General features: G+C 70.6%; 19 protein-coding genes. 9 read left to right on the forward strand and 10 right to left on the reverse strand.

Annotated features, from left to right (window positions below; translation table 11 throughout):
* Positions 1-472 precede the first annotated feature (472 nt).
* Positions 473-1,837 carry a phosphomannomutase/phosphoglucomutase gene (locus FBY35_RS32315; RefSeq protein ID WP_142217468.1) on the reverse strand — a complete coding sequence of 455 codons (1,365 nt, stop codon included), beginning with the start codon at positions 1,835-1,837 and terminating at the stop codon, positions 473-475.
* 139 nt (positions 1,838-1,976) lie between these two features.
* Positions 1,977-2,405 carry a DUF3499 domain-containing protein gene (locus tag FBY35_RS32320; RefSeq protein ID WP_142217469.1) on the reverse strand — a complete coding sequence of 143 codons (429 nt, stop codon included), beginning with the start codon at positions 2,403-2,405 and terminating at the stop codon, positions 1,977-1,979.
* A 274-nt stretch (positions 2,406-2,679) separates the two neighbouring features.
* On the opposite strand from FBY35_RS32320, the gene FBY35_RS32325 reads away from it, so the two are divergent.
* A complete protein-coding gene (locus FBY35_RS32325) occupies positions 2,680-3,108 on the forward strand; it encodes a metallopeptidase family protein (RefSeq protein ID WP_142218287.1) in 429 nt (142 codons plus the stop codon).
* Positions 3,109-3,188: 80 nt separating this feature from the next.
* Here the strand turns inward: FBY35_RS32325 and FBY35_RS32330 are convergent, their stop codons facing one another.
* From FBY35_RS32330 to FBY35_RS32340, 3 genes are all read right to left on the reverse strand, one after another.
* Positions 3,189-4,766, reverse strand: coding sequence for a DUF5719 family protein (locus FBY35_RS32330; RefSeq protein ID WP_142217470.1), 1,578 nt, complete (start codon positions 4,764-4,766; stop codon positions 3,189-3,191).
* Positions 4,763-8,503 carry a glycosyltransferase gene (locus FBY35_RS32335; RefSeq protein WP_142217471.1) on the reverse strand — a complete coding sequence of 1,247 codons (3,741 nt, stop codon included), beginning with the start codon at positions 8,501-8,503 and terminating at the stop codon, positions 4,763-4,765. The genes FBY35_RS32330 and FBY35_RS32335 overlap by 4 nt, the downstream gene beginning before the upstream one ends.
* Before the next feature lie 213 nt (positions 8,504-8,716).
* Complete coding sequence (locus FBY35_RS32340) at positions 8,717-8,980, reverse strand: WhiB family transcriptional regulator (protein ID WP_023541320.1); 264 nt, start codon at positions 8,978-8,980, stop codon at positions 8,717-8,719.
* A 643-nt stretch (positions 8,981-9,623) separates the two neighbouring features.
* Between FBY35_RS32340 and FBY35_RS32350 the strand changes: the two genes are divergently transcribed.
* The 3 genes from FBY35_RS32350 to FBY35_RS32360 are packed head-to-tail and all read left to right on the forward strand — an operon-like array spanning position 9,624 to position 12,386.
* Entirely contained in the window at positions 9,624-10,124 is a 501-nt protein-coding gene (locus FBY35_RS32350; protein WP_142217472.1) for a cysteine dioxygenase family protein, read from the forward strand.
* 13 nt (positions 10,125-10,137) lie between these two features.
* Positions 10,138-11,094, forward strand: coding sequence for a 2-phospho-L-lactate transferase (gene cofD / locus FBY35_RS32355; protein ID WP_142217473.1), 957 nt, complete (start codon positions 10,138-10,140; stop codon positions 11,092-11,094).
* On the forward strand, positions 11,091-12,386 hold the full coding sequence (locus FBY35_RS32360) for a coenzyme F420-0:L-glutamate ligase (RefSeq protein ID WP_142217474.1): 1,296 nt from the start codon (positions 11,091-11,093) through the stop codon (positions 12,384-12,386). Before cofD ends, FBY35_RS32360 begins: the two co-directional genes overlap by 4 nt.
* Before the next feature lie 153 nt (positions 12,387-12,539).
* On the opposite strand, the gene FBY35_RS32365 is transcribed toward FBY35_RS32360, so the two are convergent.
* The 3 genes from FBY35_RS32365 to FBY35_RS32375 all read right to left on the reverse strand — a co-directional run bounded on the left by FBY35_RS32365 (position 12,540) and on the right by FBY35_RS32375 (position 16,125).
* Positions 12,540-13,547: a DNA-3-methyladenine glycosylase gene (locus FBY35_RS32365; protein ID WP_142217475.1), complete on the reverse strand. Its 1,008-nt coding sequence runs from the start codon at positions 13,545-13,547 to the stop codon at positions 12,540-12,542.
* A gap of 33 nt (positions 13,548-13,580) precedes the next feature.
* Positions 13,581-14,663, reverse strand: a complete 1,083-nt coding sequence (locus tag FBY35_RS32370; protein ID WP_142217476.1) for a sugar phosphate nucleotidyltransferase — start codon at positions 14,661-14,663, stop codon at positions 13,581-13,583.
* Between the two features lie 85 nt (positions 14,664-14,748).
* The gene (locus FBY35_RS32375; protein WP_142217477.1) at positions 14,749-16,125 is read right to left on the reverse strand and encodes an N-acetylmuramoyl-L-alanine amidase; all 1,377 of its coding nucleotides are present in this window, start codon (positions 16,123-16,125) and stop codon (positions 14,749-14,751) included.
* Positions 16,126-16,252: 127 nt separating this feature from the next.
* Between FBY35_RS32375 and FBY35_RS32380 the strand changes: the two genes are divergently transcribed.
* From FBY35_RS32380 to FBY35_RS32395, 4 genes are all read left to right on the forward strand, one after another.
* Positions 16,253-17,005, forward strand: coding sequence for a TIGR03089 family protein (locus FBY35_RS32380; RefSeq protein WP_142217478.1), 753 nt, complete (start codon positions 16,253-16,255; stop codon positions 17,003-17,005).
* Between the two features lie 171 nt (positions 17,006-17,176).
* A complete protein-coding gene (locus FBY35_RS32385) occupies positions 17,177-18,688 on the forward strand; it encodes an LCP family protein (protein WP_142217479.1) in 1,512 nt (503 codons plus the stop codon).
* Positions 18,689-18,909: 221 nt separating this feature from the next.
* Positions 18,910-20,652: an LCP family protein gene (locus FBY35_RS32390; RefSeq protein ID WP_142217480.1), complete on the forward strand. Its 1,743-nt coding sequence runs from the start codon at positions 18,910-18,912 to the stop codon at positions 20,650-20,652.
* A gap of 51 nt (positions 20,653-20,703) precedes the next feature.
* Positions 20,704-22,452: an LCP family protein gene (locus tag FBY35_RS32395; protein ID WP_142217481.1), complete on the forward strand. Its 1,749-nt coding sequence runs from the start codon at positions 20,704-20,706 to the stop codon at positions 22,450-22,452.
* An 89-nt stretch (positions 22,453-22,541) separates the two neighbouring features.
* On the opposite strand, the gene FBY35_RS32400 is transcribed toward FBY35_RS32395, so the two are convergent.
* Complete coding sequence (locus tag FBY35_RS32400) at positions 22,542-23,570, reverse strand: glycosyltransferase family 2 protein (RefSeq protein WP_142217482.1); 1,029 nt, start codon at positions 23,568-23,570, stop codon at positions 22,542-22,544.
* A 208-nt stretch (positions 23,571-23,778) separates the two neighbouring features.
* On the opposite strand from FBY35_RS32400, the gene FBY35_RS32405 reads away from it, so the two are divergent.
* A complete protein-coding gene (locus FBY35_RS32405) occupies positions 23,779-25,143 on the forward strand; it encodes an LCP family protein (protein WP_142218288.1) in 1,365 nt (454 codons plus the stop codon).
* A gap of 41 nt (positions 25,144-25,184) precedes the next feature.
* Here FBY35_RS32405 and FBY35_RS32410 read toward each other — a convergent pair whose 3' ends face one another.
* Entirely contained in the window at positions 25,185-25,733 is a 549-nt protein-coding gene (locus FBY35_RS32410) for an acyl-CoA thioesterase (RefSeq protein WP_142217483.1), read from the reverse strand.
* Between the last annotated feature and the right edge of the window lie 17 nt (positions 25,734-25,750).

The raw sequence follows: 25,750 nt of genomic DNA on the forward strand, positions 1-25,750 counted from the left end.
GTGGCCTGGGCGGACACCGCCGGCCCGGGTGCGGGCACCTTGGTGCCAGGGATCCGGACGGCATCAGTGGAGCGGCCGATCCTGGCCGGATCGACTCGGCCGGTCGGCGGACGGACGGCCCGCCGACCCAGATACCGGCGGGCGGCAGCTTCACGCCGTGAGCAGGGCGCGACGATCGGCCGTCGGAAGGGATGTCGGCCGCACCACCGGTCCGGCTGCTCCCCCGAGCACGCGGGTTCGTCGGGCCGCGGCGCCCGGCGTGAGCGGCTTCCATGCGGGTCCATGCGGGTCCATGCGGAGGTGACGCCTCACCGGCGCCGCGCCGCGGGACCACGTCAGCCGCTACCCGCCGGACCCCGGTGGGCTCGGGGCCCCTGGTCCCACCGCGGCCCTGCCCCGCACACGCGGCCCGGGGTCACCGTGCCGTCAGCCCGGTGCCGCAGACACGGGTCCGCCCCGCCCCCGCCGCTCCTCACGTACCCCGGACGAGCCCCAGCACCTCGTCCCTCACCTTTGCCATTGTCTGATCGTCCCGGGCCTCAACGTTCAGCCGCAGCAGCGGTTCCGTGTTCGACGGACGGAGGTTGAACCACCAGTCCTGCGTGGCGACCGTCAGGCCGTCCAGTTCGTCGATCGTCACGTCGTCGTGGGACGCGTACGCCGCCTTCACCGCCGCCGTGCGGCCCGTCTGGTCGTCGACCGTGGAGTTGATCTCACCCGAGCCCCTGTAGCGGTCGTACTGCGCGACAAGTTCCGACAGCGGGCCCTCCTGCGAGCCCAGAGCCGCGAGGACGTGGAGGGCCGCCAGCATGCCCGTGTCCGCGTTCCAGAAGTCGCGGAAGTAGTAGTGAGCGGAGTGCTCGCCGCCGAAGATCGCTCCCGTACGGGCCATCTCCTCCTTGATGAAGGAGTGGCCCACCCGCGTGCGCTCCGGAGTCCCGCCGTTCTCGCGGACGACCTCGGGGACGGACCACGAGGTGATCAGGTTGTGGATCACCGTGCCGCCGGGGTGCTTCGCCAGTTCGCGCGCCGCGACCAGCGCCGTGATCGCCGACGGCGAGATGCCCTCGCCGCGCTCGTCGACGACGAAGCAGCGGTCCGCGTCCCCGTCGAAGGCGAGGCCCAGGTCCGCGCCCTCGGACCGGACGCGGGCCTGAAGGTCGACGATGTTCGCCGGGTCCAGCGGGTTCGCCTCGTGGTTGGGGAAGGTGCCGTCGAGCTCGAAGTACATCGGTACGAGGGTGACGGGCAGGGACTCGAAGACTGTGGGGACCGTGTGGCCGCCCATGCCGTTGCCCGCGTCCACGACCACCTTGAGCGGGCGCATCGCCGACAGGTCGACCAGCGAGAGCAGATGCGCCGCGTAGTCGGTGAGCGTGTCGCGCTCGGTCACCTTGCCCGGCTCGGCCCCCGGCTCCGGAGCGCCCTGTTCGGACCAGGACTCGACCAGTTGGCGGATGTCCGCCAGGCCGGTGTCCTGGCCGACCGGCGCGGCGCCCGCGCGGCACATCTTGATGCCGTTGTACTGCGCCGGATTGTGCGAGGCCGTGAACATCGCACCCGGCAGCCCGAAGTGCCCCGAGGCGAAGTACAGCTGGTCGGTCGAGCAGAGCCCGATCAATGTGACATCCGCGCCCCTGGCCGCAGCCCCCCGCGCGAACGCCCCCGAGAGCCCCGGCGACGACGGCCGCATGTCGTGGCCGACAACGATCGCCTCCGCGCCCGTCACCTGGACGAAGGCCGCCCCGAACAGCTCGGCCAGCGCCTTGTCCCACTGATCCGGCACCACCCCGCGGACGTCGTACGCCTTCACGATCTGCGACAGATCAGCAGTCACGGGCCCAACCCTCCTGAAAGTCCCTGAAGTCTCTGCGGTCACCTCAAAGCCTCAACGTACCCGCACGGGCTTGGGAAGCATTCAGCCCCGTGCGGCCGTGCGCACGGGCGCGGAGCCGAAAACGTTCGCTCAGGAGTCCTCAGGAGTCCGGGGAACGCAGCACCCGCAGATGGCCGCGGCGCGCGACCTCCATCGGGTCCGCCGTGCGCCGGCCGTTCTGCGCGCCCGCCTCGGCCGTACGCCCCTGGGGACGCGCCGCTTCCCGTACCGCATTGGCGAGCGCTTCGAGATCGTCGCCGCTGGGGCGGGCGGGGGCTGAGCCGTCGGTGAGGCGCACGACCTCCCATCCGCGCGGGGCGGTCAGGCGCTCGCTGTGCTCGGCGCACAGGTCGTAGCAGTGGGGCTCGGCATAGGTGGCGAGCGGGCCGAGGACCGCGGTCGAATCGGCATAGACGTACGTCAGTGTCGCGACGGCGGGGCGGCCGCACGCGGTGCGCGAACAGCGACGTACAGGGCTCACGACGTTGGACGGTACCGCACTCTTGAGCGGGCTGCGACGACTCTCCACCAGGTCACTCCACCGTGTCGTGGTGCAACTCCCGACATACGGGCTCCCGGAGCAACTGGCCTGACCTGCACGGGAAGAGAAGCGCACGCGCAGCCACCGCCGGTGATCCGGTCATGACTTGGCGTAAATGAGGTCAATCACGATGAGATCCGCGATCGCTGGAAGATATTTAACCGGACCCAAGCTTGGCCGGAATGTTCAATTAGCGACAGGCTTCCAACCCGGCGCGCGCACTCGATCGCCGCGCGCCCTGGAGAGCTACGCTGCGTCAGTGATGGACAGTCCTGTACCGCCCCGCCCGACCGAGCCACGGCCGCGCCGTCGCGACCGCCACGGCCGCGGTATGCGAGGGCCGGTCGCGCCTCCTCAGGTACCCCTGGCCGCGAGCCGCGGCGAGTCCTTCCGTGATCTGGTGCAGGACTCGGTGGAGCGGCTGGAGCGGCGCTGGCCGCAGCTGGCCGACGTCGACTTTCTCGTGCTGGACGTGCCGGGCGCGCCGGAGGAGTCCGTGCCGCTGGGCAGCTCGGTCCCGGCCGACAAGGGGCGCCCGGCACGGATCGTGGTCTACCGGCGGCCTGTCGAGATCCGTACGAAGAACCGTGACGAGCGGGCGCTGCTGGTGCACGAGGTGGTCGTGGAGCAGGTGGCGGAGCTGCTGGGGCTGTCGCCGGAGTCTGTGGACCCGCGGTACGGGCAGGACTGACGGGAGCCCTCAGCCCGCTCAGCCCCCTCTGCGCCCCCTCAGCCCCCTCAGCCGCCTCGCCGTCTCGGCCGTCTGTCGTCTCAGTCGTCGAGCACCGACAGGTCCTGCTCCGCCTCCGGAACCGCCACCGTCCCCCGGTCGTCCGGCAGCGTCTGCACCGTGAACATCGGGATCCCGTCCTGCGGCAGCGCCAGCGTGCGCGAGGCATGAACCGGGCCCCCCGACACCATCTCCACGGTCAGCGCATACGAGCCCTTCAGCCCGGCGGGCACCGGCGGCACGACCGCGAGGGTCGTGCCCGCCTTGACCTTGTAGGTCTTGATGACCTGGGTGCCACCCTCCGTGCCCGCCGACGCGGTGACCCTGACCTCGGCCGCCGCGCCCGGGGCGGTCAGTGAGAGCGTCGAGCCCTTGGCACGGTTGTCGGCGACGCTCGCCCGCTCCCCCACCGGCGCGGTCGCCGGAATGAAGGCGACCTCCTGCTTGTCACCCTTGCCGCGTACGACACGCAGCGCCGCCACCACCGGAGTCGCCCGGCCGCTCTGGGACGGGCTGAGGATCAGGGAACCGGCCTCGCCCTTGGTCACGTCCAGCAGATCCGCGCTCGCGGTCATCCCGGACTTGACGTGCAGCGTCTCGTGTCCGGCCGGAATGATCTTCCCGCCCGGGCCGGCGAGTTGCACCTTGAGGTCGGCGTCGTCCTCGCCGGGCGCGAAGGCCACCAGGCGTACGGAGGTGGCGTCCGCGGGGATGCCCGGCAGCACGGCGGTGCCGGACGGGTCGGCCGATGCGGTGAGCCAGTCGCTGCCCGCCTTGTCGTCGGCGGCCCGCAGTACGGCGCCCACGCGGCCCGTGCGGGTGGTGACATGGACGGTCAGATCACCGGCCGGGGCGGAGGCCAGGGTGGACAGCAGGACGGGGACGCTCGATCCGGCCGGGACGGGGATGCCTTCTGTCAGCGTGGTCTTGAGGGCACCGTCCTTGCCGAACAGCTCGATGTCGGCCACGGCGGGGGTGTCGTCCGGGTTGGTGAGGTGGACGTAGTCGTGACGGTCCTCGGCCGTGGACGCGCCCGGGAACCAGAAGTCGGTGTCGGGCCCGGTGCAGCTGACACCGAGCAGGCCGCGCGCGTCGCCCGCAGTCTCCGTGGTGGTCTGCTGGGCGGTCCAGCCGGGGGCGAGGCGGCCGGTGGCGGTGCCGACGAGCGCGGGTGCCTCGCCCCCGCTCGCCTTGGCGGCGACGGGCTTGCCGGGCTCCTTCAGCGCGAGGACCGCCTTGTCGGGCGACGGCTTCTTCGCGTCCTTGGCCCCCTTCGCGCCCTTCGCGGCGGCGCCCTTCTTGGGCTTGTCCTTGGCCGGGGCGGTGTCCGTGTCGGCCAGTGCGGCGGCGGACGGCTTCAGTTCGGCCGTGCCGTCCTTGGCCGTGCCCTCTTTGGCGTTGCCGCTCCTGCCCGCCGGCGTGAACGAGGTGTACGCGGTCTCGGCGAGCTCCGAGGTGCTGGGGACGGGGCACAGCAGGCTGGAACGTTCGACGGGCAGCCGCGCCGGGGCCTTCGCCTCCGTCTCGGCGCCGCTGCCGGGCGCGGTGAGCGCGGCCAGGCCGGTGATCGCGGCGAGTGCGGTGGCGGTGGCGAGCAGGGAGATCGTTGTGCGGTTCACTCTGACTCGCCTCGCGTCGCGTTGCCGGTGGTGCCGTCGGTGCCGGGCTGCTGCTCATTGTCGCCGCCGTACGCGTAGGGGTCGTACGGCTGCCCCTCCTGGTACTGGCCGTCGCCGTAGCCCGCGTTCTGGTAGGGGTCCTGGTACTGGTCGGCCTGGTACGGCTGTTGCTGGTACTGCTCGCCGCCGTACTGCTGCTCGCCCGCGTACTGCTGCTCACCACCGTACGGAGCGCCCTGGTACTGCTCGTTGCCGTACGGGGCGGTGTATCCGCCGTCCGCGTACGACTGCCCGTCCCACTCGCCGTACTGCGGCTGTTGAGGCACAGCCGCGTACGGCGAAGGCTCGTCGAACGACTGCGGTTCCTCGAAGGACTGCGGCGCGTACGCCTGTTGCCCCTGCTGCGCGAAGGCATCCTGGGCTGCGGGGTGTTGGGCGTGCGGATCCGCTTCGGTCTCCTCCTGCGAGGACTCCCCTTCGGCCTCCGCCTGGGCACGCAGCCTGCGTGCCCTGCGTCCTTCGCCCTCCACCGCCTGCGCGGGTACGGCGATCTCCTCGTCGGGCAGATCGTCGTCGATCTCCCGGCTCCTGCCCGGCAGCGCGAGCACCAGCAGCACAAGGGCGAGAAATCCCTGCGCCCAGATCCAGCCGGTGTGCGTGACGGGGTCGTCGTAGGACAGATCGAGCCGGCCGCCCTCCGCGGGGAGTTCGAAGCCCTGGGCCCAGCCGTCGACGACCGTCTTGTTCAGTACACGTCCGTCGAGGGTGGCCTGCCAGCCCTCGTCCGCGCGGTCCGCGATGCGCAGGATCCGTCCCGGCGCACCCGAGGGGATCTTGGCGTGGGCCTCGACGGCATCGGACGCGACGGGCAGCGGGTCGCCCTTTCCGCTGACGATCGTGGCCCGCGCGACCTGGCGGTCGACGCGCCACAGTGCGCTGCCGTCGAGCTGGCTGAGCCTGCTCAGGCCGGGCGTCGCGTCGAGGACGCGGCTGGTCTGGCGGGGTGCTCCGTCGCGTACGAGGACGTACCGGATGGCGAATCCGCTGAGCTCGCTGGTCTGGTCGGCGCCGGAGCCCGCCACGAGGTTCGCGACGATCTTGTCGAGACGGGCGTCGCTGCCGCCCGCCACTGCCAGTTCCGCGTCGCCGAGCCGCCCGCCGGAGCCGCGTACGAGGCTGTAGGAGACCTTGGCGGCGGATGTTCCGCCGAGGACGAGGGTGCGCGGCTGGTCGCGGGTGTCGCTCTCCTCGGCCACGAAGGCGGGGACCTGGACGGGGTCGCGCCGCTCCAGCGGGTGCGCGGCGCCGCTGAGCATCCAGTTGAACGCAGCGAGCAGGGGCGCGATGGCGGCGGCGAGGGCGATGAGGGCGGCGACGGGCTGGCGCCAGCCGAAGTCCTGGGCGGCGACGCGGGTCCGGCCGCCTTCCGCACCCAGGACGGCGGCGGTCAGCAGGGCGATGCCGTAGACGAGGGTGGCGGGTCCGGCCCAGCCGCTGCCGTTGGCGATCACCGCGAAGATCAGTCCGGTCAGCGCGACGGCCCAGGAGGCGCGGATCGCGAACTGCCGCTCGCCGCGCAGCAGGGCGGCCAGCGCGGCCAGCACGATGCCGATGAGCAGGATTCCCCCCGCGGCCTTGGGACCACCGGGACTAATGCCGAGAAGGTCGAGGGCCGAGGCCGATCCGGTGCCGAATTCGAGCCCTGCTTCGCGGAAGAAGGCGGACGGCCCGGTCAGCAGGGTGAGCGACCAGGGGGCAAGGACGAGCAGCGGGGTGCCGACTGCGGCGAGGAAGCGCAGCCCGTACGCCGTGATGTCGTCGCGGCGCAGGACCAGTACGGCGATGCCCAGGACGAGCGCGAGCGGCCACACGATGGGGGTGAACGCCATCGCGAGAGTGAGCAGGAGCGCGTAGGCCCAGGTGGCGCGCCAGCTGCCGCGCCCGCTGCCGCTGATGCGCAGTCCGTGTGCCGCGACGCCCGCGCGGGTCATGAGCGGCAGCAGGATCGCGAGGACCGCGGTGCCAAGGCGTCCGGTCGCCAGTGCGCCGGTGGCGGCGGGCAGGAAGGCGTACGCGATGCTCGCCCAGGCCCGCAGCAGCCGGGAGTCGACGACGGGGCGGGAGGCGAAGTACGCGCTGAGTCCGGCGAGCGGGACCGAGCAGACGAGCAGCACGGTCAGGGCGAAGCCGGTGGAGCCCAGGAAGAGGGTGGACAGGCCCGCGAGGACCGCGAGGTAGGGGGGCGCGGTCTGGGTGCCGCCGGTGCCGAGGGGGTGCCAGTTGTCGGCGTAGCGGGACCAGAGGCCAAAGACGTCGGACGGCGCGGGCAGCAGGGCACCGCCCGCGAGCGATCCGCCCCCGAACAGGTCGCGGCAGGCGATGACCGAGACGAGGAGCAGCAGGGCGAAGAGGACAGGACCTGGCTTGCGGGCGATCTTCTTCAGGCGCGCGAACTGCTCGATCTCCAGGAAGTCGGCGTCGTCCCCGCCGGGTCCCGATTCGACGGCGCCGTGGCGTGAGCCGCCCGAGTCGGCGTCGGATCCGGCGCCCAGGTGGCCCGCGACCTGTTCGACGGTGGCGCGGACGGTCGCGCCGGGCGGCGGGAAGAGGTGGCGCAGTTCGCTCGCTTCCACCGAGCCGCCCTGCTTGGCTCTTCTGCGGCGTCCGGCGATGATCCGTTCGGGCCGCAGCAGGGTGCCGAAGAGCCCCATGACTTCGTCGACGGCCTGGCCGGGCACCTTGCCGACGAGGTAGGCGAGGGTGCGCAGCAGGGTGCCGAAGACGATGCGCAGGAGGACATAGGGGAGGGCGACGGCGCGTGCGTTCGTCAGCAGGGTGTAGACGGCGCCGGCCTTGTCGACGCGGTGGGGGCTGGCGACGGAGCGGCCCGCGCAGTCGACGGTGCGGCGTTCGCGGGCGGCGGCTTCGGCGTGCCGCATGACGGCGTCGGGTGCGACGAGGACACGGTGTCCGGCGGCGTGGGCGCGCCAGCACAGGTCGACGTCGTCACGCATCAGGGGCAGGCGCCGGTCGAAGCCGCCGAGCTGCTCGAAGACATCGCGGCGGATGAGCATGCCGGCGGAGGAGACCGACAGGACGGTGCGGATCTGGTCGTGCTGTCCCTGGTCCTGTTCGCGTCGGTCGAGTCCGGTCCAGCGACGTCCGCTGTTGGCGATGGAGACGCCTGCTTCGAGGAGTTGCTTGCGGTCGTACCAGCCGCGGAGTTTGGGGCCGATGATCGCGGCGTGTTCGTCGGAGTCGGCCACGCGCAGGAGTTCGGCGAGTGCGTCGGGGGCGGGCGCGCTGTCGTCGTGGAGCAGCCACAGCCACTGGACGGGTTTCCCGTAGGGGAGTTCGGGCATGTCGTACGCGTCGTCGCGCCAGGTCCTGCTGACGGGGTCCCAGCCGCTGGGCCGCTTCAGGTAGGGCAGGTCGTCGGGGGTGAGGACGCCCGCGGTGCGGGCGGCTTCCTCGACGGCGGTGCCGAATCCGGTGCGGCGTGCGAGGTGCAGTACGCGTTCGGCGCCGAGCGCTTCGGTGATCAGCCGCGCGGAGTCGTCGGCGCTGCCGGTGTCGGCGGCGACGACGTTCTGTACGGGGCGTTCCTGGCCGATGAGTCCGGCGAGGGCGTCGGGAAGCCAGCGCGCGCCGTCGTGGGAGACGAGCACGGCGGTGACGACATGCCGCGGGAACTCTGGCGGTTGCGCCGGGGCGAACGCGGCTGTGGTGGCGGACATCGAGGTACGGGCCCTCCGGCCGGGGGGTCGCCCCGTAGGGGCGTTGGAGCGTCTCGGACGGGGCCCCACCCTAACGGCTGGTACAAGAGCGGTCCGCCGATTGCTGAGAGTACGCAGTCGGCGGACCGTGGTTTACGTACTGATTTGCGCGCATTCGTCGGGCCCTGGTGGTCGTCCGGGCGCGGGTCTCGGCCCCGGCTATCCGTGCGGCGTTCAGACGGCGGCCTTCTTGAGCCGGCGGCGTTCGCGCTCGGACAGGCCGCCCCAGATACCGAATCGCTCGTCGTTGGCAAGGGCGTACTCGAGGCATTCGGAGCGGACCTCACAGGCCAGGCAGACCTTCTTGGCCTCGCGGGTGGAGCCGCCCTTCTCGGGGAAGAAGGACTCGGGATCGGTCTGGGCGCACAACGCGCGCTCCTGCCAGCCGAGTTCCTCGTCCGCGTCCTCGACCAGCAGTTGTTCGAACAGCTCGGTCATGTGCGCCCCTCGTCTGTTTTTGCGTCCCCGTGATGTTGCCGCTATCGATTTCGGCCGAACGACACGAGTGAAATTACAAGTGCGGTGCTCCGGGCCAGTCAAGCCGAGATCTGCTATCGGGCCTGGTATTCACTCTGCGGAACCAAAGCTATGCGGAAAGTGTGCAAATCATCAAAAACCTGACACCCGCCGATGGCACCTGCCCGCGCCCCCCTCTCACGGGAGGAGACGCCGCACGGTTCGATCTTGTTGCAATCCAGCCATTTAAGCGATCCGGATCACAGTCCGATCACGAGGCCGCAGCGGCGTTTACGGGCGCGGCTGTTGCGCCATGTCTCCCGGGTCGCCGGTGCACAAACCTTTCTCCGAGCGGAGTAACCGGATGAGGTGAAACATTGACGCCAAATCGGGCATTGGGTTGACAAGCAAAGAACCCACCCGTCACCTTTGATCCCATGCCAGCGACCTCAGTGCACCTCGCGACCCCGCTCCGTGGGTTCCGCAGCGCTGTCCAGGCCCGCTGTTGCTGTTCCAGCTGTTGATGCGCCCGTAGCGCTCCGGCTTCTTCTCCGCATGCAGCTCAGCCCGCATGTCCTTGCGACTCCCTGCACTGCACATTCTCTGCCGAGGAACCACCGCACCCATGAACAGCGACAGCGACCTCCAGATCGCCGGCGACATCCTCGCCGTACAGCACCTTCTCCAGCCCGCCCGCGAGCACCCGGCCACCGTCGCCGACTTCGTCGGTCTTGCCCGCTCCATCGCCGCAGACCGTGCGCAGTGGGCCCATCTCGTCCAGTACGACACGACGACCCGCTGGTACCACCGGCTGCGTACGGGCCCCGGCTACGAGGTGTGGCTGCTGTCGTGGGTCCCCGGTCAGGGCAGTGGACTGCACGACCACGGCCTGTCCTCCGGCGTGCTGACGGTCCTCGACGGCGAGCTCACCGAGCACACCGAAGCGACGTCCCGCTCGCTGCCCTCGGGAGCGCAGCGGGTGTTCGCACCCGGATATGTGCACGAAGTGGTCAATGACTCGCTCGAGCCTGCCGTCAGCCTGCACGTCTACTACCCGGGTCTGACCGAGATGCCGATGCACTCCGCGCAGTGCTCCCCGGCCCTCCGGGATGTCGTACGCGCCTGACACACTGCTGTGCATGCGCATTGTGGTTCTGGCCGGCGGCATCGGCGGCGCCCGTTTCCTCCGCGGTCTCAAGCAGGCCGCGCCCGAAGCGGACGTCACGGTGATCGGCAACACCGGTGACGACATCCATCTGTTCGGGCTGAAGGTCTGCCCCGACCTCGACACCGTGATGTACACCCTCGGCGGTGGCATCAACGAAGAGCAGGGCTGGGGGCGTACGGACGAGAGCTTCCGGGTCAAGGAGGAGCTCGCGGCGTACGGCGTGGGCCCCGCGTGGTTCGGTCTCGGCGACCGTGACTTCGCCACGCACATCGTCCGTACGCAGATGCTCGCCGCGGGCTACCCGCTCAGCGCTGTCACCGAGGCGCTGTGTGCCCGCTGGAATCCGGGCGTGCGGCTGCTGCCCATGTCCGACGACCGCGTCGAAACGCATGTCGCCGTCGAGGTCGACGGCGAGAAGAAGGTCATCCACTTCCAGGAGTACTGGGTGAAGCTGCGGGCGTCCGTGGCCGCCGAGGCGGTCGTGCCCGTCGGTGCGGACCAGGCGAAGCCCGCGCCGGGCGTGCTGGAGGCGATCGCTTCGGCCGACGTCATTGTCTTCCCGCCGTCCAACCCCGTCGTCAGCATCGGCACGATCCTGGCGGTGCCGGGGATCCGGGAGGCCATCGCCGACGCGGGCGTCCCGGTGGTGGGGCTGTCCCCCATCGTCGGGGACGCGCCCGTGCGCGGGATGGCCGACAAGGTGCTCGCCGCGGTGGGCGTCGAGGCGACCGCCGGGGCCGTCGCCCGGCACTACGGCTCCGGACTGCTCGACGGCTGGCTCGTCGACACCGTCGACGCGGGCGCGGTGGCGGGGGTCGAGGAGGCGGGGATCCGCTGCCGGGCGGTGCCGCTGCTGATGACGGACGTGGACGCGGCCGCCGAGATGGCGCGCCAGGCACTCGCGCTCGCCGAAGAGGTACGGGCGTGAGTTCGCCGTCGTACCGCGTCTGGGCGCTGCCCGGTCTCGGCGAGGTACGGCCGGGCGACGACCTCGCCAAACTGATCTCCTCGACCGAGCCGGGTCTGGCGGACGGCGATGTCCTGCTGGTCACGTCCAAGATCGTGAGCAAGGCGGAGGGGCGGGTCGTCGCGGCGGACGACCGCGAGGCCGCCATCGACGCGGAGACGGTACGGGTGGTGGCGCGCCGCGGCGCCCTTCGCATCGTCGAGAACCGGCAGGGCCTGGTGATGGCCGCGGCCGGGGTCGACGCCTCCAACACCCCTGCCGGGACCGTGCTGTTGCTGCCCGCCGATTCCGACGCGTCGGCGCGGGCGATCCGCGAGGGGCTGCGGGAGACACTCGGCGTGGACGTCGGCGTGATCGTCACGGACACGTTCGGGCGGCCCTGGCGCAACGGTCTGACCGATGTCGCCATCGGCGCGGCGGGCGTGCGTGTCCTGGACGATCTGCGCGGTGCCACGGACGCGTACGGCAATCCGCTGAACGCGACCGTCGTCGCCACCGCGGACGAACTCGCCGCGGCGGGTGACCTGGTCAAGGGCAAGGCGGAGGGCCTGCCGGTCGCGGTGGTCCGGGGCCTGGGCCATCTGGTGGGCGGCGAGGACGGCGCACGCGCGATGGTGCGGGAGGCCGCGGACGACATGTTCCGGCTCGGGACGTCCGAGGCGGTACGGGAGGCGGTGACCCTGCGGCGTACGGTCCGCGAGTTCACCGACGAGCCGGTGGACGGCGGCGCGGTCCGCCGGGCCGTCGCCGCGGCCGTCACGGCGCCCGCGCCGCACCACACGACGCCCTGGCGCTTCGTCCTGCTCGAATCGGCCTCGGCGCGCACGGAGTTGCTGGACGCGATGCGGGACGCGTGGATCGCCGACCTGCGGCGCGACGGCAAGTCCGCGGAGTCGGTCGCCAAGAGGGTCCGGCGCGGCGACGTGCTGCGGCGCGCGCCGTATCTGGTGGTGCCGTGCCTGGTGACGGACGGCTCGCACCACTACGGCGACGAGCGCAGGGACGCCGCCGAACGCGAGATGTTCGTGGTCGCGGCGGGCGCGGGCGTCCAGAATTTCCTGGTGGCGCTGGCGGGTGAGCGGCTCGGCTCGGCGTGGGTGTCATCGACGATGTTCTGCCGCGAGGTCGTACGGGACGTGCTGGGCCTGCCGGAGGGGTGGGACCCGATGGGGGCGGTGGCGGTGGGACACGCGGCACAGGCGCCACGGCCGCGGCCGGAGCGGGAGGCTTCCGCATTCATCGAGGTGCGCTGAGCCCTGCGATCACAAGCGAAGAGTCCGGGTGTTCGAGCCGTTGAACGGAGTGAACACCCGGGCTTTTCAGTCGGATTCGGTCGGACGAGTCGGCCTCGCGCCAGCCCACCGGTACGTCCATCCCCTTCACCATGCTCGCCTGTCCTCGGCGTTCTACAGGCTCGCGATGTCGCCGCGGGGCATCTTCGGCGTGCGGCGGGCCGGGGTGCGGCCGCTCAGGAGGATGAGGCGGGCCGCGCGGTGGCGCTGGCCCGGGTAGGGGGCCAGGAGTTCGAGCATTGCGGCGTCGTCGGCGTGGCGGTCGCCCGCGAGCGCGTAGCCGACGATGCCGGGCAGGTGCAGATCGCCGACGGTGACCGCGTCGGGGGCGCCGTTGCTGCGCTGGATCGTCTCGGCAGAGGTCCAGGGGCCGATGCCCGGGATCAACTCCAGCCGCTCCTGGGCCTGTTCGGGCTCCATCGCGGCGGCCTCCTCCAGTCGGCGCGCGACGCGGACGGCGCGCAGGATCGTGGAGGCCCGCTTGTTGTCGACGCCCGCGCGGTGCCACTCCCAGGACGGGATCAGCGCCCACGTGCGGGGGTCGGGCATGACATGCAGCCGCCCGTCCGGGCCCGGAGCGGGCTCGCCGTACTTTCGGACAAGCAGCCGCCAGGCCCGGTACGCCTCGTCCGTCGTGACCTTCTGCTCCAGGATCGACGGGATCAGGGCTTCCAGCACGAGCGAGGTACGGGTCAGACGCAGGCCCGGCCGACGGTGCTGGGAGACGGCGACAAGGCGGTGGCGGGGGGTGAAGGCGGCCGGATCGTCCCCTTCGCCGAGCAGGGCGGGCAGCTGGTCGAGCAGCCACTCCGCGCCGGGGCCCCACGCCGCGCCCTCGGCGGTGCCGCTGTCCGCCCGCAGCGCGACCCTGAGCGTGCCGGGCCCTGCGGGTGTACGGCTGGCGCGCCAGACGGAGCCGTCGGGGGACGTACGGAAGGTGGGATCGGCGGGGCCGCGGCGCAGAGGCCCGAGGACCAGGCCCAGGTCCAGGGGGCCGGGGGGTGTCCAGCGGCGGGTGCGGGGGGCGGTGGCCTGGCGGGGAACGGCCCCTCCGGGCAGGGGGGTGTGACCTCCGCGCACGGTGGTGCGGGTGGGTCGGTTCGGTGCGAAGCGTCCTGCCACGGTGTAAGAGCCTACGGGGCGACGGCCCCGGGGCTACTGGTCCGGGGAAAAGCGGACCGACGACGCCGGGAGGACCGCGTCGCACCACACCCTCGCACCGTCGCGGAGTTCGTTGTCCGGGCCGACCACCGCGCCGTCGCCGACCACCACGCCCGACAGGACCGTACGGGCGCCGATGCGCGCGCCCACGCCGATCAGGGAGGCGAAGACGACCGCGCCCTCCTCCACGATCGCGCCGTCGAGGACCGTGCTGCCGTCGATGCGGGCGCCGTCGGCGATCACCGCGTTCGCGCCGATGACCGTGCCGCCCGTCAGTTTCGCGTCGGGGGCCACCCTGGCCGTCGGCAGGACCAGGCGGTCGCCGCAGCTCGCCGGGACCGCGGGGGACGGGGCACGGCCCGTGACCAGGTCGGCCGAGCCGCGGACGAAGGCCTGGGGGGTGCCGAGGTCCAGCCAGTATGTGGAGTCGACCATGCCCTGCAGGTGCGCCCCTGATGTGAGCAGGTCGGGGAAGGTCTCGCGTTCCACGGACACGGGACGGCCGGCCGGGATCGTGTCGATGACGGAGCGGCGGAAGACGTACGCCCCCGCGTTGATCTGGTCGGTGACGATCTCCTCGGGCGTCTGGGGCTTTTCCAGGAAGGCACGGACGCGCCCGTCGGCGTCCGTCGGCACCAGGCCGAAGGCGCGGGGGTCCTCGACCCGCGTCAGGTGCAGCGAGACGTCCGCGCCGGACGACCGGTGCGTGGCGACCAGCGCCTCGATGTCCAGGCCCGTCAGGATGTCGCCGTTGAAGATCAGCACCGGCTCGTCGGCGCCCGACCGCAGCCGGGACGCGACATTGCGGATCGCGCCGCCCGTGCCGAGCGGTTCCTCCTCGGTGACGTACTCCAGGTGGAGCCCGAGAGCCGAGCCGTCGCCGAAGTACGGCTCGAAGACCTCCGCCAGATACGACGTCGCCAGCACGATGTGCTCGACCCCCGCCGCCCTTGCCCGTGCCAGTTGATGCGTCAGGAACGGGACGCCCGCCGCCGGAACCATCGGCTTCGGAGTGTTGACGGTGAGCGGACGCAGTCGGGTGCCTTTGCCGCCGACCAGGAGGATCGCTTCTGTCACCTTGTCGTCTCTGCTTCCTGCTGGGGCCGGCATGGTCACTCGTTCGAGACCGGCAGTGTATGCAGTTGGTGTGGTGCACTCCCCGTCAGCGACCCTGGTACGCGGCCGAGGCGCTCCGGACCGCGCCGAGCTTGCCGTAGAGCAGGGCCCCCGGGCACTCCGTCAGGAATCCGTCCCGGTGGCCGGAAATGACGTTGAAGGTGACCTTCTGGCCCTTCGCGTACTTGCCACTACCCCCGGACGTCAGCAGCACCTTGCCGAGCGGGTTGCCTGCGAACAGCCCGAGCTTCCAGGCCGTCAGTTGGGCGATCGCGGTGACCGCCGCCGCGGGCGGAGTGGAGGAACTGTACGTGCCGAGCACGGCGATTCCCATGCTGTCGGTGTTGAATCCCAGGGTGTGTGCGCCGAGTACGGCCTTGGCCACGCCTCCCGCACGCCCTTCGTAGATGTTTCCGCACTTGTCGATGGCGAAGTTGTAGCCGATGTCGCGCCACCCGCTGCTCACTACGTGGTAGCGGTAGATACCGCGCAGGACGGAGGGTGCCTCCGCGCAGGTGTAGGCGTTGCCCGTGGCGGTGTGGTGCACAAATGCCGCTTTGACCGTGTTCGTGTAGACGAAGCCGGGCTCGCGCAGCGACTCGTCGGCGCCCCAGCCCTTGCGTGTGACGATGCGTGGGCGCGGTCCGATGTACGGCGCTCCCGCCGCCTTGTCCACGCCGGCGTCGGCCTCCGTCTCTTCCTGGGAGAGGGCGGGGAGTTCGTCCGCTGCCGTCTCCGGTTCCGCGGGGAAGAGAAGTCCCGGTACGGGCAGGTCGACCACCGGGCCCTCGGGCTGGTCCGCCGCCGGTTCCAGTGGCGCCGGTTCCTGCGGCGCCGGTTCCTGCGGCGCCGGTTCCTCCGCCGCCCGTCCCTGCGGCATCGGTGCCTGTGGCGCCGGTGCCTCGCCCGGGTCGACGAGTTCGAGGTGCAAGCCCTTGGGCAGCTGCGCCGGTTCGGACGGATCGTCCGCCCGTACGCGTACCTCCACGCCGTCAGACGCCCCCACCCACAGCGGGGCGGTTGAACCGCGCACCTTCCGCGAGCCCCCCTCCGCCGTGCCGGGATCCGCGCCGTGCTCGTCGTTGTGGGTCTCCACGTCCTGCCAGTCCGACCACCGCCCGGAGGCCACGGACCGCGTGCGGACCTGGACGGTGCCGTGCAGCTCCGCGTTCACGTCGTCCCAGACGACACCGACGAGGGAGAAGGGTCTGACGTCACGGCGGGTCAATCCCTGTTCCGCCGACGGGCCAAGAGACCGGTCCGACGCTCCGTCCCCGATCGCCTTCAGTGCGAGCGACTGGGTGGAGCCGGGCAGGTCCGGCGAGGGTGGCGCCGCGGCCACCGTTCCGGACGACAGCCAGAGGGGAAGTATCAGCGCGGCTGAGCACGCGGCGCCGATCGAAGAAGCCAGGAATCCACGCATGAGGCCGATCCTGAGCCGGGGCAGCCCATTCCGCCTTTCGGGAAACCGACGGCCCATCAGTCCTTCCGGTGTATCCCGTCACCCGTACGGCGGCCCGGTGCCGCCGCCGCCGCGTACCCTTGCGCGGGTGAACGCCAGCGACCGTACCCCCGCCGACCTGCTGCGATCCGCGCTCGCCGCGGACCCGGCACGCCCCTTGGTCACTTTCTACGACGACGCCACCGGTGAGCGCGTCGAATTGTCTGTGGCCACCTTCGCCAATTGGGTGGCAAAGACCGCGAATCTGCTCCAGGGCGATCTCGCCGCCGCGCCCGGCGACCGGCTCGCGCTGCTGCTTCCGGCGCACTGGCAGAGCGCGGTCTGGCTGCTCGCCTGTTCGTCGGTCGGCGTATGCGCCGAGGTGGGCGGCGATCCGGCCGACGCGGATCTCGTGGTCAGCGGTCCGGACACCCTGGAGGAGGCCCGCGCCTGCTCCGGGGAGAGGGTGGCGCTCGCACTGCGCCCGCTGGGCGGACGTTTTCCGCAGCCCCCGGCGGGCTTCGCCGACTACGCGGTGGAGGTGCCGGGACAGGGCGACCGCTTCGCGCCGTACGCGCCGGTGGACCCGGCCGCGCCCACGCTCGTCGTCGGCGATACGGAACTGAGTGGCGCCGGCCTGGTCGAGCGGGCTCGCACCGACGCGGCCGAACTGGGCCTCGGGTCCGGCTCCCGCTTGCTGACCGGGCGCTCGTACGACACGTGGGAGGGGCTGTCCGCCGGGCTGTACGCACCGCTCGCGGCCGGCGGATCCGTGGTGCTGTGCCGAAACCTCGGCACACTGCCCCAGGAGGGCCTCGAAAAGCGGATCGCGGACGAGCGCGTCACCAACACCGCTGTATGACAAGCCTCTGAGGTCCACCCGTGTGGCGCACACCCGGGCCGAGCCCCCCGGATCCTGCGTCAACTCCGGTGGATGATCGGCGATACGCGTGCTTCAACGCACAACCACGCGCCAGGTTCCGCCGTCTAGTCCTGCGATCGGCGACCCAGCGCGCCGCCGACGCCATGAAGGATGGACGCAGACGTGACGGAGAGTGCTGGCACGCCCGCCGAACCGGACGGCCCGGCCGGGGCCGGCGAAGCCGGCAAGGACCCGGGCGTGGAGGGCAGGGGAACCGCCCCCGGTACCGGGCCGGGCAGAAACGCCGGTACGGACCCGGACGCCGGTACGGACCCGGACGCAGCGGACACCGGTGCGGGCCCGGACGCCGGTGACGGTGCCCGTTCGGGCACTGACGCGGATGCCGAAGCCGACGCCGAACCGGCGACGGAATCCCGTACCGACGAAGCCCGGGACGACGGGGCCGACCCCAGCGAGGCCGACCCCGACGAGAAGGGCTCCGACGAGAAGGGTCCCGACTCCGAAGCCCCCAACCACAAGCGCCACTGGCTTCGTTGGGCGGCCCTGGGCACATCCGTCGTCGTCCTCGCCGCTGCCGGCGTCGGCTGGTGGTTCTACCGCAAGCTCGACGCCAACATCACCACGGACACCACCGCCGCCTCCGAGCTGGAGACATACGAGAAGCAACGCCCCAAGCCCGTCTCGCTCGACGCGCAGAACATCCTTCTCCTCGGCTCCGACACCCGCTCCGGCGCCGGCAACAGCAAATACGGCCGCGACGACGGCGGCAGCCAGCGCTCCGACACCACGATCCTGCTGCACATCGCCGCGGACCGGCAGAGCGCGACCGCGATGTCCGTCCCGCGCGATCTCATGGTCGACATCCCCAGCTGCCGCAAGCCCGACGGCACCCGCACGAAGGCACAGTTCGCTCAGTTCAACTGGGCGTTCGAGTTCGGCGGCGCGGCCTGCACCATCCGTACCGTCGAGGGGTTCACCGGCATCCGGATCGATCACCACATGGTGGTGGACTTCCGGGGCTTCAAGGCCATGGTCGACGCGGTGCACGGAGTCGAGGTCTGCCTCAAGGAGCCGATCGACGACGCCGACGCGCATCTGAGGCTGCGGGCGGGCATGCAGAAGCTCAATGGCGAGCAGGCCCTCGGTTTCGTACGCGCCCGCAAGTCCATCGGCAACGGCAGCGACACCGAGCGTATGGAACGGCAGCAGCAGTTCCTCGGCGCACTGGTCAAGAAGGTGCAGAGCAATGGCGTACTGCTCAATCCGATCCGGCTCTACCCGGTGCTCGACGCGGCGACGAAGTCGCTGACGACGGACCCGGGGCTGGACTCGCTGAAGGATCTGTACGACCTGACTCGCTCAATTCGCAACGTACCAACCGAAAAGGTGCAATTCCTTACGGTTCCGCGCCAGCCGTACTCTGCCGACCCGAACCGTGACGAACTGGTCGAGCCGGAGGCGAGCGAGCTGTTCAAGCGGCTGCGCGAGGACAGGCTTGTCCGGGTCGTCCCGGACAAGGACAAGAACAAGAACGGGGAGGACAAGAACGGGGAAGCGCCCACAGCTCCGACCGATGAGAAGCCGGATGGCACCGGTTCCGCGAGGCCGACTCCGGCACCGACCTTCTCCGGCACAAACGCCGCTGTGGGCATGTGTGAGTAAAGCGATGACCAAGCCAGTGTCGGAAGTCCATGAAGATTGGGCGTATTGCCCGGTTGTAAGGACCGTGGAATTTGTCACGGGCGTCGCTTCCCGTTGAACTGGGCGGATAGTGTGACGCGATCCGGTGCTTCCGACCTCGGGTCGCGCACTGCCGGATCGAAAGACCGAGCGCCCTTCGGGGGAGGCGCCTCGCGTGGCACCGACGGAGGACTCAAGCAACCGTGGATGCACAAAGCCGTGAGCGGGCGGACGAAATCGACCCCGCCGACCAGTGGGTTCTCAACCCGCACACCGGCAATTACGAATTGCGACTGGACCGATCCGCAGCGCAGTCGTCTCCGTCGGGAAGCACCGGTTCGAGCCGGGGCGGATCCAGGCGCGCCGGTGCGAGGCCGCCTGCTCCGAGAAGCCCCGGGGACGATCGCAGGAGCGCGGCCCCGGGCAAGGACGTGCCCGGGCAGCGCTCACGCCGTACCGGCAATGCCACGGGCGGTACCAATCCCCCCACCGCGGGCCGCCGCAAGCGCAAGCAGCCCACGTCGCGCAAGAAGAAGGCGCTGCTGTGGACGGGTGGCGTGATGGCTTTCCTCGTGACCGCCGGAGCCGTCGGCGCGTACCTCGTCTACCAGCACTTCGACTCGAACCTGAACACGGTCGATGTCACGGGAGCGGGCAGTGACGGCTTCAAGAAGGACCAGGCCGTCAACATCCTGATCATCGGCACGGACAAGCGCTCGGGTGCGGGCAACGACGGCTACGGCGACAAGAACAGCGTCGGGCACGCCGACACCACGATCCTCTTCCATGTCTCCAAGGACCGGACGAACGCGACCGCCCTGTCCATCCCGCGCGACCTGATCACCGACATCCCGGACTGCGAGACCAAGACGTCCGAGGGCAACAAGGTCATAGGCGGCACCACCAAGACGCGGTTCAACGAGAGCCTCGGCCAGGAGGGCCGCGACCCGGGCTGCACCATGCGGACCGTCAAGCAGATCACCGGCGTCACCGTCGACCACTTCATGATGGCCGACTTCAACGCGGTCAAGACGATGACCTCGGCAGTCGGCGGTGTCGAGGTCTGTCTCGCCAAGGACATCAACGACAAGGACTCCAAGCTCAACCTCCCGGCGGGCAAGCACGTCATCGAGGGCGAGCAGGCGCTGGCGTTCGTGCGCACGCGTCACTCGGTGGGCTTCGGCGGCGACCTCAGCCGGATCGAGATCCAGCAGCAGTTCCTGAGTTCACTGATCCGGAAGATGAAGTCGAGCGACACCCTCTCCAGCCCCACCAAGATGTGGGACCTTGCCGAGGCCGCCACCAAGGCGCTCACCGTCGACACCGGCATAGGCAAGATCTCCCGGCTCCGCGACCTCGGTATGGAGCTCAAGAAGGTCAACCCGAAGAACATCACGTTCGCCACGGTGCCGGTGGTCGACAACACCGACGGCGCGACCGTGCTGCTCAACGAGAGCAAGGCAAAGCCGCTGTTCTCGATGATCCAGAACGACACCTCGCTCACCGAGGTGAAGCAGAAGGAGCAGGACGCCAAGAACCAGCAGGCGAGTCTGCTCAAGGGGCCGAGGGCAGAGGCGTCCAAGGTCCGGGTCGCGGTCTTCAACGGCAGTGCCACACAAGGAGCGGCGCTGGCGACACTGACCTGGCTGCAGAACGAGCAAGGCGTCCTGAAGTCGAGCAATGAGGGCAACGCCCCGCAGAAGCTCGCCAAGACGACGCTGGTGTACGCGCCGAACCAGGCCGACCAGGCCCGCAAGCTCGCGGACCTGATGGGTCTGCCTGCCACGGCGCTGAAGCCGGGCACGAAGAACGCCGTGGGTCTTGAGGCCATGACCCTGACCCTCGGCGCCGATTTCCAGGGCGCAGGGGTGCCCATCACCGCTCCGGCGAAAGCGCCGGAGGGTGTGCAGAAGGTCGAAGCGGACAAACAGGTGTGCGCCAAGTGACCCCGGAACACCGGGTCATGCGGCGAGCCTGAAGGACAGGGGGGACCCGGGGTGGGACAGAACAGCGTGCAGGGGGAGGGGACGCGCGAGCACGTCCCGCACGCCCGTGACCTGGGCTGGGACGACAGCCTGTACGGACAGAGGGGCGAGGGGGCCGGCAGGGGCCGCCGCGCCCGGATCGGCCGTCAGGCCCGGCCCGGCGAGCACGACCCCGAAGCCGGGGCCGGGGACGAAGAAGGCGCTCGGGGCGCCGGTGACGATCCGGAATCAGGTCACCGGCACGGTGGCCGGCGGCCCGGGAAGCGCGGCAAGCGCCGCATCCTGCGCTGGGTCGCCTCCGTGCTGTCGCTGCTGATACTCGGCACGGCCGGCGCCGGATACCTCTACTACGAGCACCTCAACAGCAAGCTCAAGAAGGACGACCTGACGCTCGGCGGCAGGATGCGCGAGCACCAGGCGAACGCGGCGGGCCAGACGCCGCTGAACATCCTGCTGATCGGCTCGGACGCACGGGACTCCAAGAAGAACCAGGAGCTCGGCGGCGCCAGGGACACCTTCGGCGGGACACCGCTCGCGGATGTGCAGATGCTGCTGCACGTCTCGGCGGACCGCAGCAACATCTCGGTGATCAGCATGCCGCGCGACACCGTGGTCAAGATGCCCGAGTGCAAGGACCCGGACACCGGCAAGACGTACGCGGCGACCGGCTGGACGCTGACGAACGAGTCGCTCGGCCGCGGCGGACCCGGCTGCACCGTGGCCACCTGGTACGAACTCACCGGCATCACCATCGATCACTTCATGATGATCGACTTCTCCGGTGTGGTCTCCATGGCGGACGCCATCGGCGGCGTCCCGGTCTGCGTCGAGAAGAACGTCTTCTCGCGCAACCGCAAGGGCCAGGGCTCCGGCCTCAAGCTGGAGGCGGGCACGCACCCGGTCAAGGGCGAGCAGGCCCTGCAGTGGCTGCGGACGCGGTACGGCTTCGAGGACGGCACCGACCTCGCCCGTACGCACGCCCAGCACATGTACATGAACTCGATGGTCCGTGAGCTGCGCAAGAACACCAAGCTCACCGACCCGGCCAAGCTGCGCAACCTCGCCGAGGCCGCGATCGACGCGCTCACCGTCGACAAGGGCATCGGCTCGGTCAAAGAGCTCTACGACCTGGGCGAGGAGCTCAAGAGCGTCCCGACCGACCGGATCACCATGACCACCATGCCGAACTTCTACACCCAGCGGCCGGGCTTCAGCGGCAAGGTCGAGCCCAAGCCGGGCGACGCGGATCAGCTGTTCCGGATGGTCCGCGAGGACATCCCGCTGGACGGCAAGGCACCGAAGAAGAAGCCGGCTACCACCCCGGCCGCCTCCAAGGACCCGGCGGCGGCACCCGGCGAGATCGCGGTGATGGTGCAGAACGGCACTTCGGGCGACGGTCAGTTCGCCGCGAAGGGCAGGGCGACGGCGGTCGCCGGGATCCTTGAGGGCAAGGGCTTCACCCGTGCCAAGGCCGACGCCACGACCAATCCGCAGGCGAAGACGGTCATCCGGTATTCCAACGCCGAACTCGAGGGCGATGCCCAGGCGGTCGCCAAGTCCCTCGGGATCCCCCTGACTTCGGTGAAGAAGTCGACGGACGTCACCGGCATCACTCTGATCGTGGGCGCGGACTGGCGGCAGGGTGACACCTACCCGAAGACGGCGCCGAAGGACGACAACAAGACGCCGACGTCGGCACGGCCGCTGAACGGTGCCAACGACACGGAGTGCATGGCGGTCCAGGAAGGCTTCACCTGGTAGGCCGTACTCACCATGAGAAGGGGCCCGGGCGATTGCCCGGGCCCCTTCTCCTCTTTACGGGTCCTTCTCCTCTTTGTATGTACGCGGTATCAGGCGGACGAGGTCCGCACGGCCGGGCGGCGGCTGGCGATGACCTTCTTCGCCAGCGCACGCGGGCTGGTCAGGAAGCCGTATCCCCACGACATGTGCATGGTGGCGAGCGCCACAGGGATCTGCAGGCGCGCTCTGAGCGGCAGGCCCTTGCCCGCGGGGACCGACCCGGCGGCGATCGCCGCGAGGTAGCCGGCCGGGACGACGAAGCCGAGGGGCGTGAGGGCCGCGCCGACCACGACGCCCGCGGCGATCGCGCACAGGGCGGTCGGCGGCGCGAGGTAGCGCAGGTTGATGGAGCCCTCGTGGTAGCGGGCGACGACATGACGCCAGCGGCCGTAGTCCTTGTACTGCTTGGCGAGCGCCTTGACGGAGGGCCGCGGGCGGTACTGGACCTTGAGCTCGGGCGAGAACCAGATCAGGCCGCCCGCCTCACGGATGCGGAAGTTCAGCTCCCAGTCCTGGGCGCGTATGAACTCCTCGTTGTAGCCGCCCTGCTGCTCCAGCGCCTTGCGGCGGAAGACACCCAGATACACGGTTTCGGCCGGGCCCGCCTGGCCCCCGGTGTGGAAGGCCGCATTGCCCACGCCGACCTTCGACGTCATCGCGGCGGCGACGGCGTGCTCCCAGTCGTTCTCGCCCTCGGCGTGCATGATGCCGCCGACGTTCTGCGCGCCGGTCTCTTCGAGGAGGCGCACGGCGGTGGCGATGTAGTTCGCCGACAACATGCCGTGGCCGTCGACGCGCACCACGATCGGGTGGCGCGACGCCTTGATGGCGGCGTTCAGGGCGGCCGGGGTGCGGCCGGTCGGGTTCGGCACGGTGTGGACCCTCGGGTCTTCCGCTACGAGCTCGGCGGCGATCTCGTCGGTACGGTCCGTGGAGGGCCCGAGCGCGATCACCACCTCCATCTCGCCGTCGTACTCCTGCTCGAGGATGTGACGGACCGAGTTGCGCAGATGCCGCTCCTCATTGAGGACCGGCATGATCACGGAGACTGGGGGCATGGCGGAGGGCGTGGCGTTCATCGGTCGCCACGTTACCGCGAACGGGGGACACGGACGCGCGGCGGCCGGGGCGGTGCCCGTGGGCGCAGATCGTATCGGCCTACGGTGTGCGGGATTCCCCTGTCGCTCGCGGAGGTGTCCCCCCGTGCCCACGCCGCCCCGCTCCCGCCGTCCCGGGCCGAGTGCCCAGTCCAGGACCACACGGCCGGTCGCACGGCCGCGCTGGGGCATGCGGGTGGCGACGTCGCTCTCGGTCCTGGTGCTGGGGGCGGGCGGCATCGGGCACGCGGTGGTGACCAGCCTGGACTCCGGTATCGACCGGGTGGACCCCTTCAAGGACATGAAGAACCGGCCCGAGCCGGGCCGCGGCATGAATCTCCTGCTCGTCGGCACGGACGGTCGCGACAAGATCACGCGGGACATGAAGCGGAAGTACCGGCTGGGCGGCGCGCCCTGCCGCTGCACCGACACGATGATGCTGGTGCACATCTCGCGGGAGCGGGGGCGGGCCAGCGTGGTGAGCCTGCCGCGGGACAGTTATGCGGAGATCCCCGAGCACGTCGACCGGACGACCGGCAAGCGCCACAAGCCGCACCCGTTGAAACTGAACGCGGTGTACGCGGAGGGCGGGCCGAACCTGACCGTGCGGACCGTTGAGAACATGACCAAGGTGAAGATCGACCACTATCTGGAGATCGACTTCACCAGCTTTATGAACACGGTGGACACGCTCGGCGGGGTGGAGATCTGCACGGCCCGGCCTATGAAGGACACGTACACCGGTCTGGATCTCGCCGCCGGAAGGCACAAGCTGAATGGCGGGCAGGCGCTGCAGTACGTGCGCTCGCGCCATATCGACGGGGCGGCCGACCTGGGCCGGATGCAGCGCCAGCAGCGTTTTGTCGCGGCGCTCATCCAGCGGGCGACCAGCAGCGGGGCGCTGCTGAACCCGGTGAAGTTCCGCCAGGTCAGCTCGATGATGCTGGGCTCCGTACGGGCCGACGAGGGCTTCGGGACGGAGGAGATGCTCGCGCTGGGCAGGGCGATGCGGGGGTTCACGGCGGCCTCGTCGGAGTTCACGTCCGTGCCGGTCCGCGGCGTCGGTCACTACGTCAAGGGCGTCGGCTCCACGCTGAAGTGGGACGAGGCGAAGTCGAAGAAGCTCTTCCAGAGGTTGCGCGAGGACATGCCGCTGGCGCCGCACCGGCCGGCGGGGCCGAAGGCGACGACGGTCGACGTGGCGCCGCAGCAGATCCGGGTGCAGGTCTTCAACGGGACGCGCGCGGACGGCCTGGGGCGCAGGCTCGACGACGCGCTGAGGGCCACCGGCTTCAACACGACCCGCAACCCCCTGAACCGGGCCGGCGCGGAGGTGCGGCGCACCTATGTGAGATACGACCCACGCTGGGACCGCTCGGCGAAGTCGCTCGCGGCGGCGCTGCCGGGCTGCGAACTGCTCAAGGTGAGGGGCCAGGGCCCGACGCTGAAGGTGACGGCAGGGACGGACTACAAGGGCGTGACACCGGTCCGGGCGGAGGACAAGCGCCAGGGCGAGTTCGGCGCGGTGACGGGCGACCAGGTGCTCTGCCCGTAACCGGGCCGGCCCGCACAGGCGGGTTCCCGGCGGAGCCCCGGTCAGTCGTCCAGGCCCTCCGACGCGTGTTTCTCGCGCAGCTCCTTGATCGCGCGGCGCCTCGCCAGCCGGTGCGTGCGCCGGATCTGCGCCTCCTGGTAGCGCCGCTGGTCCTGTTCGGTCTCGGGGATCACGGGCGGTACGCGACGCGGCTTGCCGTCCCCGTCGACCGCGGCGAAGACGAGATACGCGGTGCCGACCCGCGTCGCGGGGGTCGACTCGTTCCAGCGTTCGGCGAGCACCCGCACGCCGACCTCCATGGAAGACCGCCCGGTCCAGTTGACCTGGGCCTTCACATGCACCAGATCTCCGACGCGTACCGGCTCCAGGAAGACCATCTCGTCCATGGAGGCCGTGACCGCGGGCCCGCCCGAGTGGCGGCCCGCGACTGCGCCCGCCGCGTCGTCCACCAGCTTCATGATCACCCCACCGTGCACCGTGCCGAGAAGGTTGGTGTCGGTGCCGGTCATGATGTGACTCAAGGTGGTACGGGACGCCGAAGTGGGCTTACCCGGAATCTCTGATTCCGGGCGCTGGGCCAGGTCTGTCATGCGCTCCACCATATGCC

Origin of the sequence: Streptomyces sp. SLBN-118 (assembly GCF_006715635.1) — a bacterium.
Classification (GTDB): Bacteria; Actinomycetota; Actinomycetes; order Streptomycetales; family Streptomycetaceae; genus Streptomyces.

What these genes read in the sequence shown, in the direction of transcription:
- FBY35_RS32375 (WP_142217477.1), bottom strand. Translation starts at nt 16,125, where the DNA reads ATGCGTGGATTCCTGGCTTCTTCGATCGGCGCCGCGTGCTCAGCCGCG.
- FBY35_RS32410 (WP_142217483.1), bottom strand. Translation starts at nt 25,733, where the DNA reads ATGACAGACCTGGCCCAGCGCCCGGAATCAGAGATTCCGGGTAAGCCC.
- FBY35_RS32340 (WP_023541320.1), bottom strand. Translation starts at nt 8,980, where the DNA reads ATGACCGAGCTGTTCGAACAACTGCTGGTCGAGGACGCGGACGAGGAA.
- cofD (WP_142217473.1), top strand. Translation starts at nt 10,138, where the DNA reads ATGCGCATTGTGGTTCTGGCCGGCGGCATCGGCGGCGCCCGTTTCCTC.
- FBY35_RS32385 (WP_142217479.1), top strand. Translation starts at nt 17,177, where the DNA reads ATGGACGCAGACGTGACGGAGAGTGCTGGCACGCCCGCCGAACCGGAC.
- FBY35_RS32405 (WP_142218288.1), top strand. Translation starts at nt 23,779, where the DNA reads ATGCGGGTGGCGACGTCGCTCTCGGTCCTGGTGCTGGGGGCGGGCGGC.
- FBY35_RS32325 (WP_142218287.1), top strand. Translation starts at nt 2,680, where the DNA reads ATGGACAGTCCTGTACCGCCCCGCCCGACCGAGCCACGGCCGCGCCGT.
- FBY35_RS32335 (WP_142217471.1), bottom strand. Translation starts at nt 8,503, where the DNA reads ATGTCCGCCACCACAGCCGCGTTCGCCCCGGCGCAACCGCCAGAGTTC.
- FBY35_RS32350 (WP_142217472.1), top strand. Translation starts at nt 9,624, where the DNA reads ATGAACAGCGACAGCGACCTCCAGATCGCCGGCGACATCCTCGCCGTA.
- FBY35_RS32400 (WP_142217482.1), bottom strand. Translation starts at nt 23,570, where the DNA reads ATGAACGCCACGCCCTCCGCCATGCCCCCAGTCTCCGTGATCATGCCG.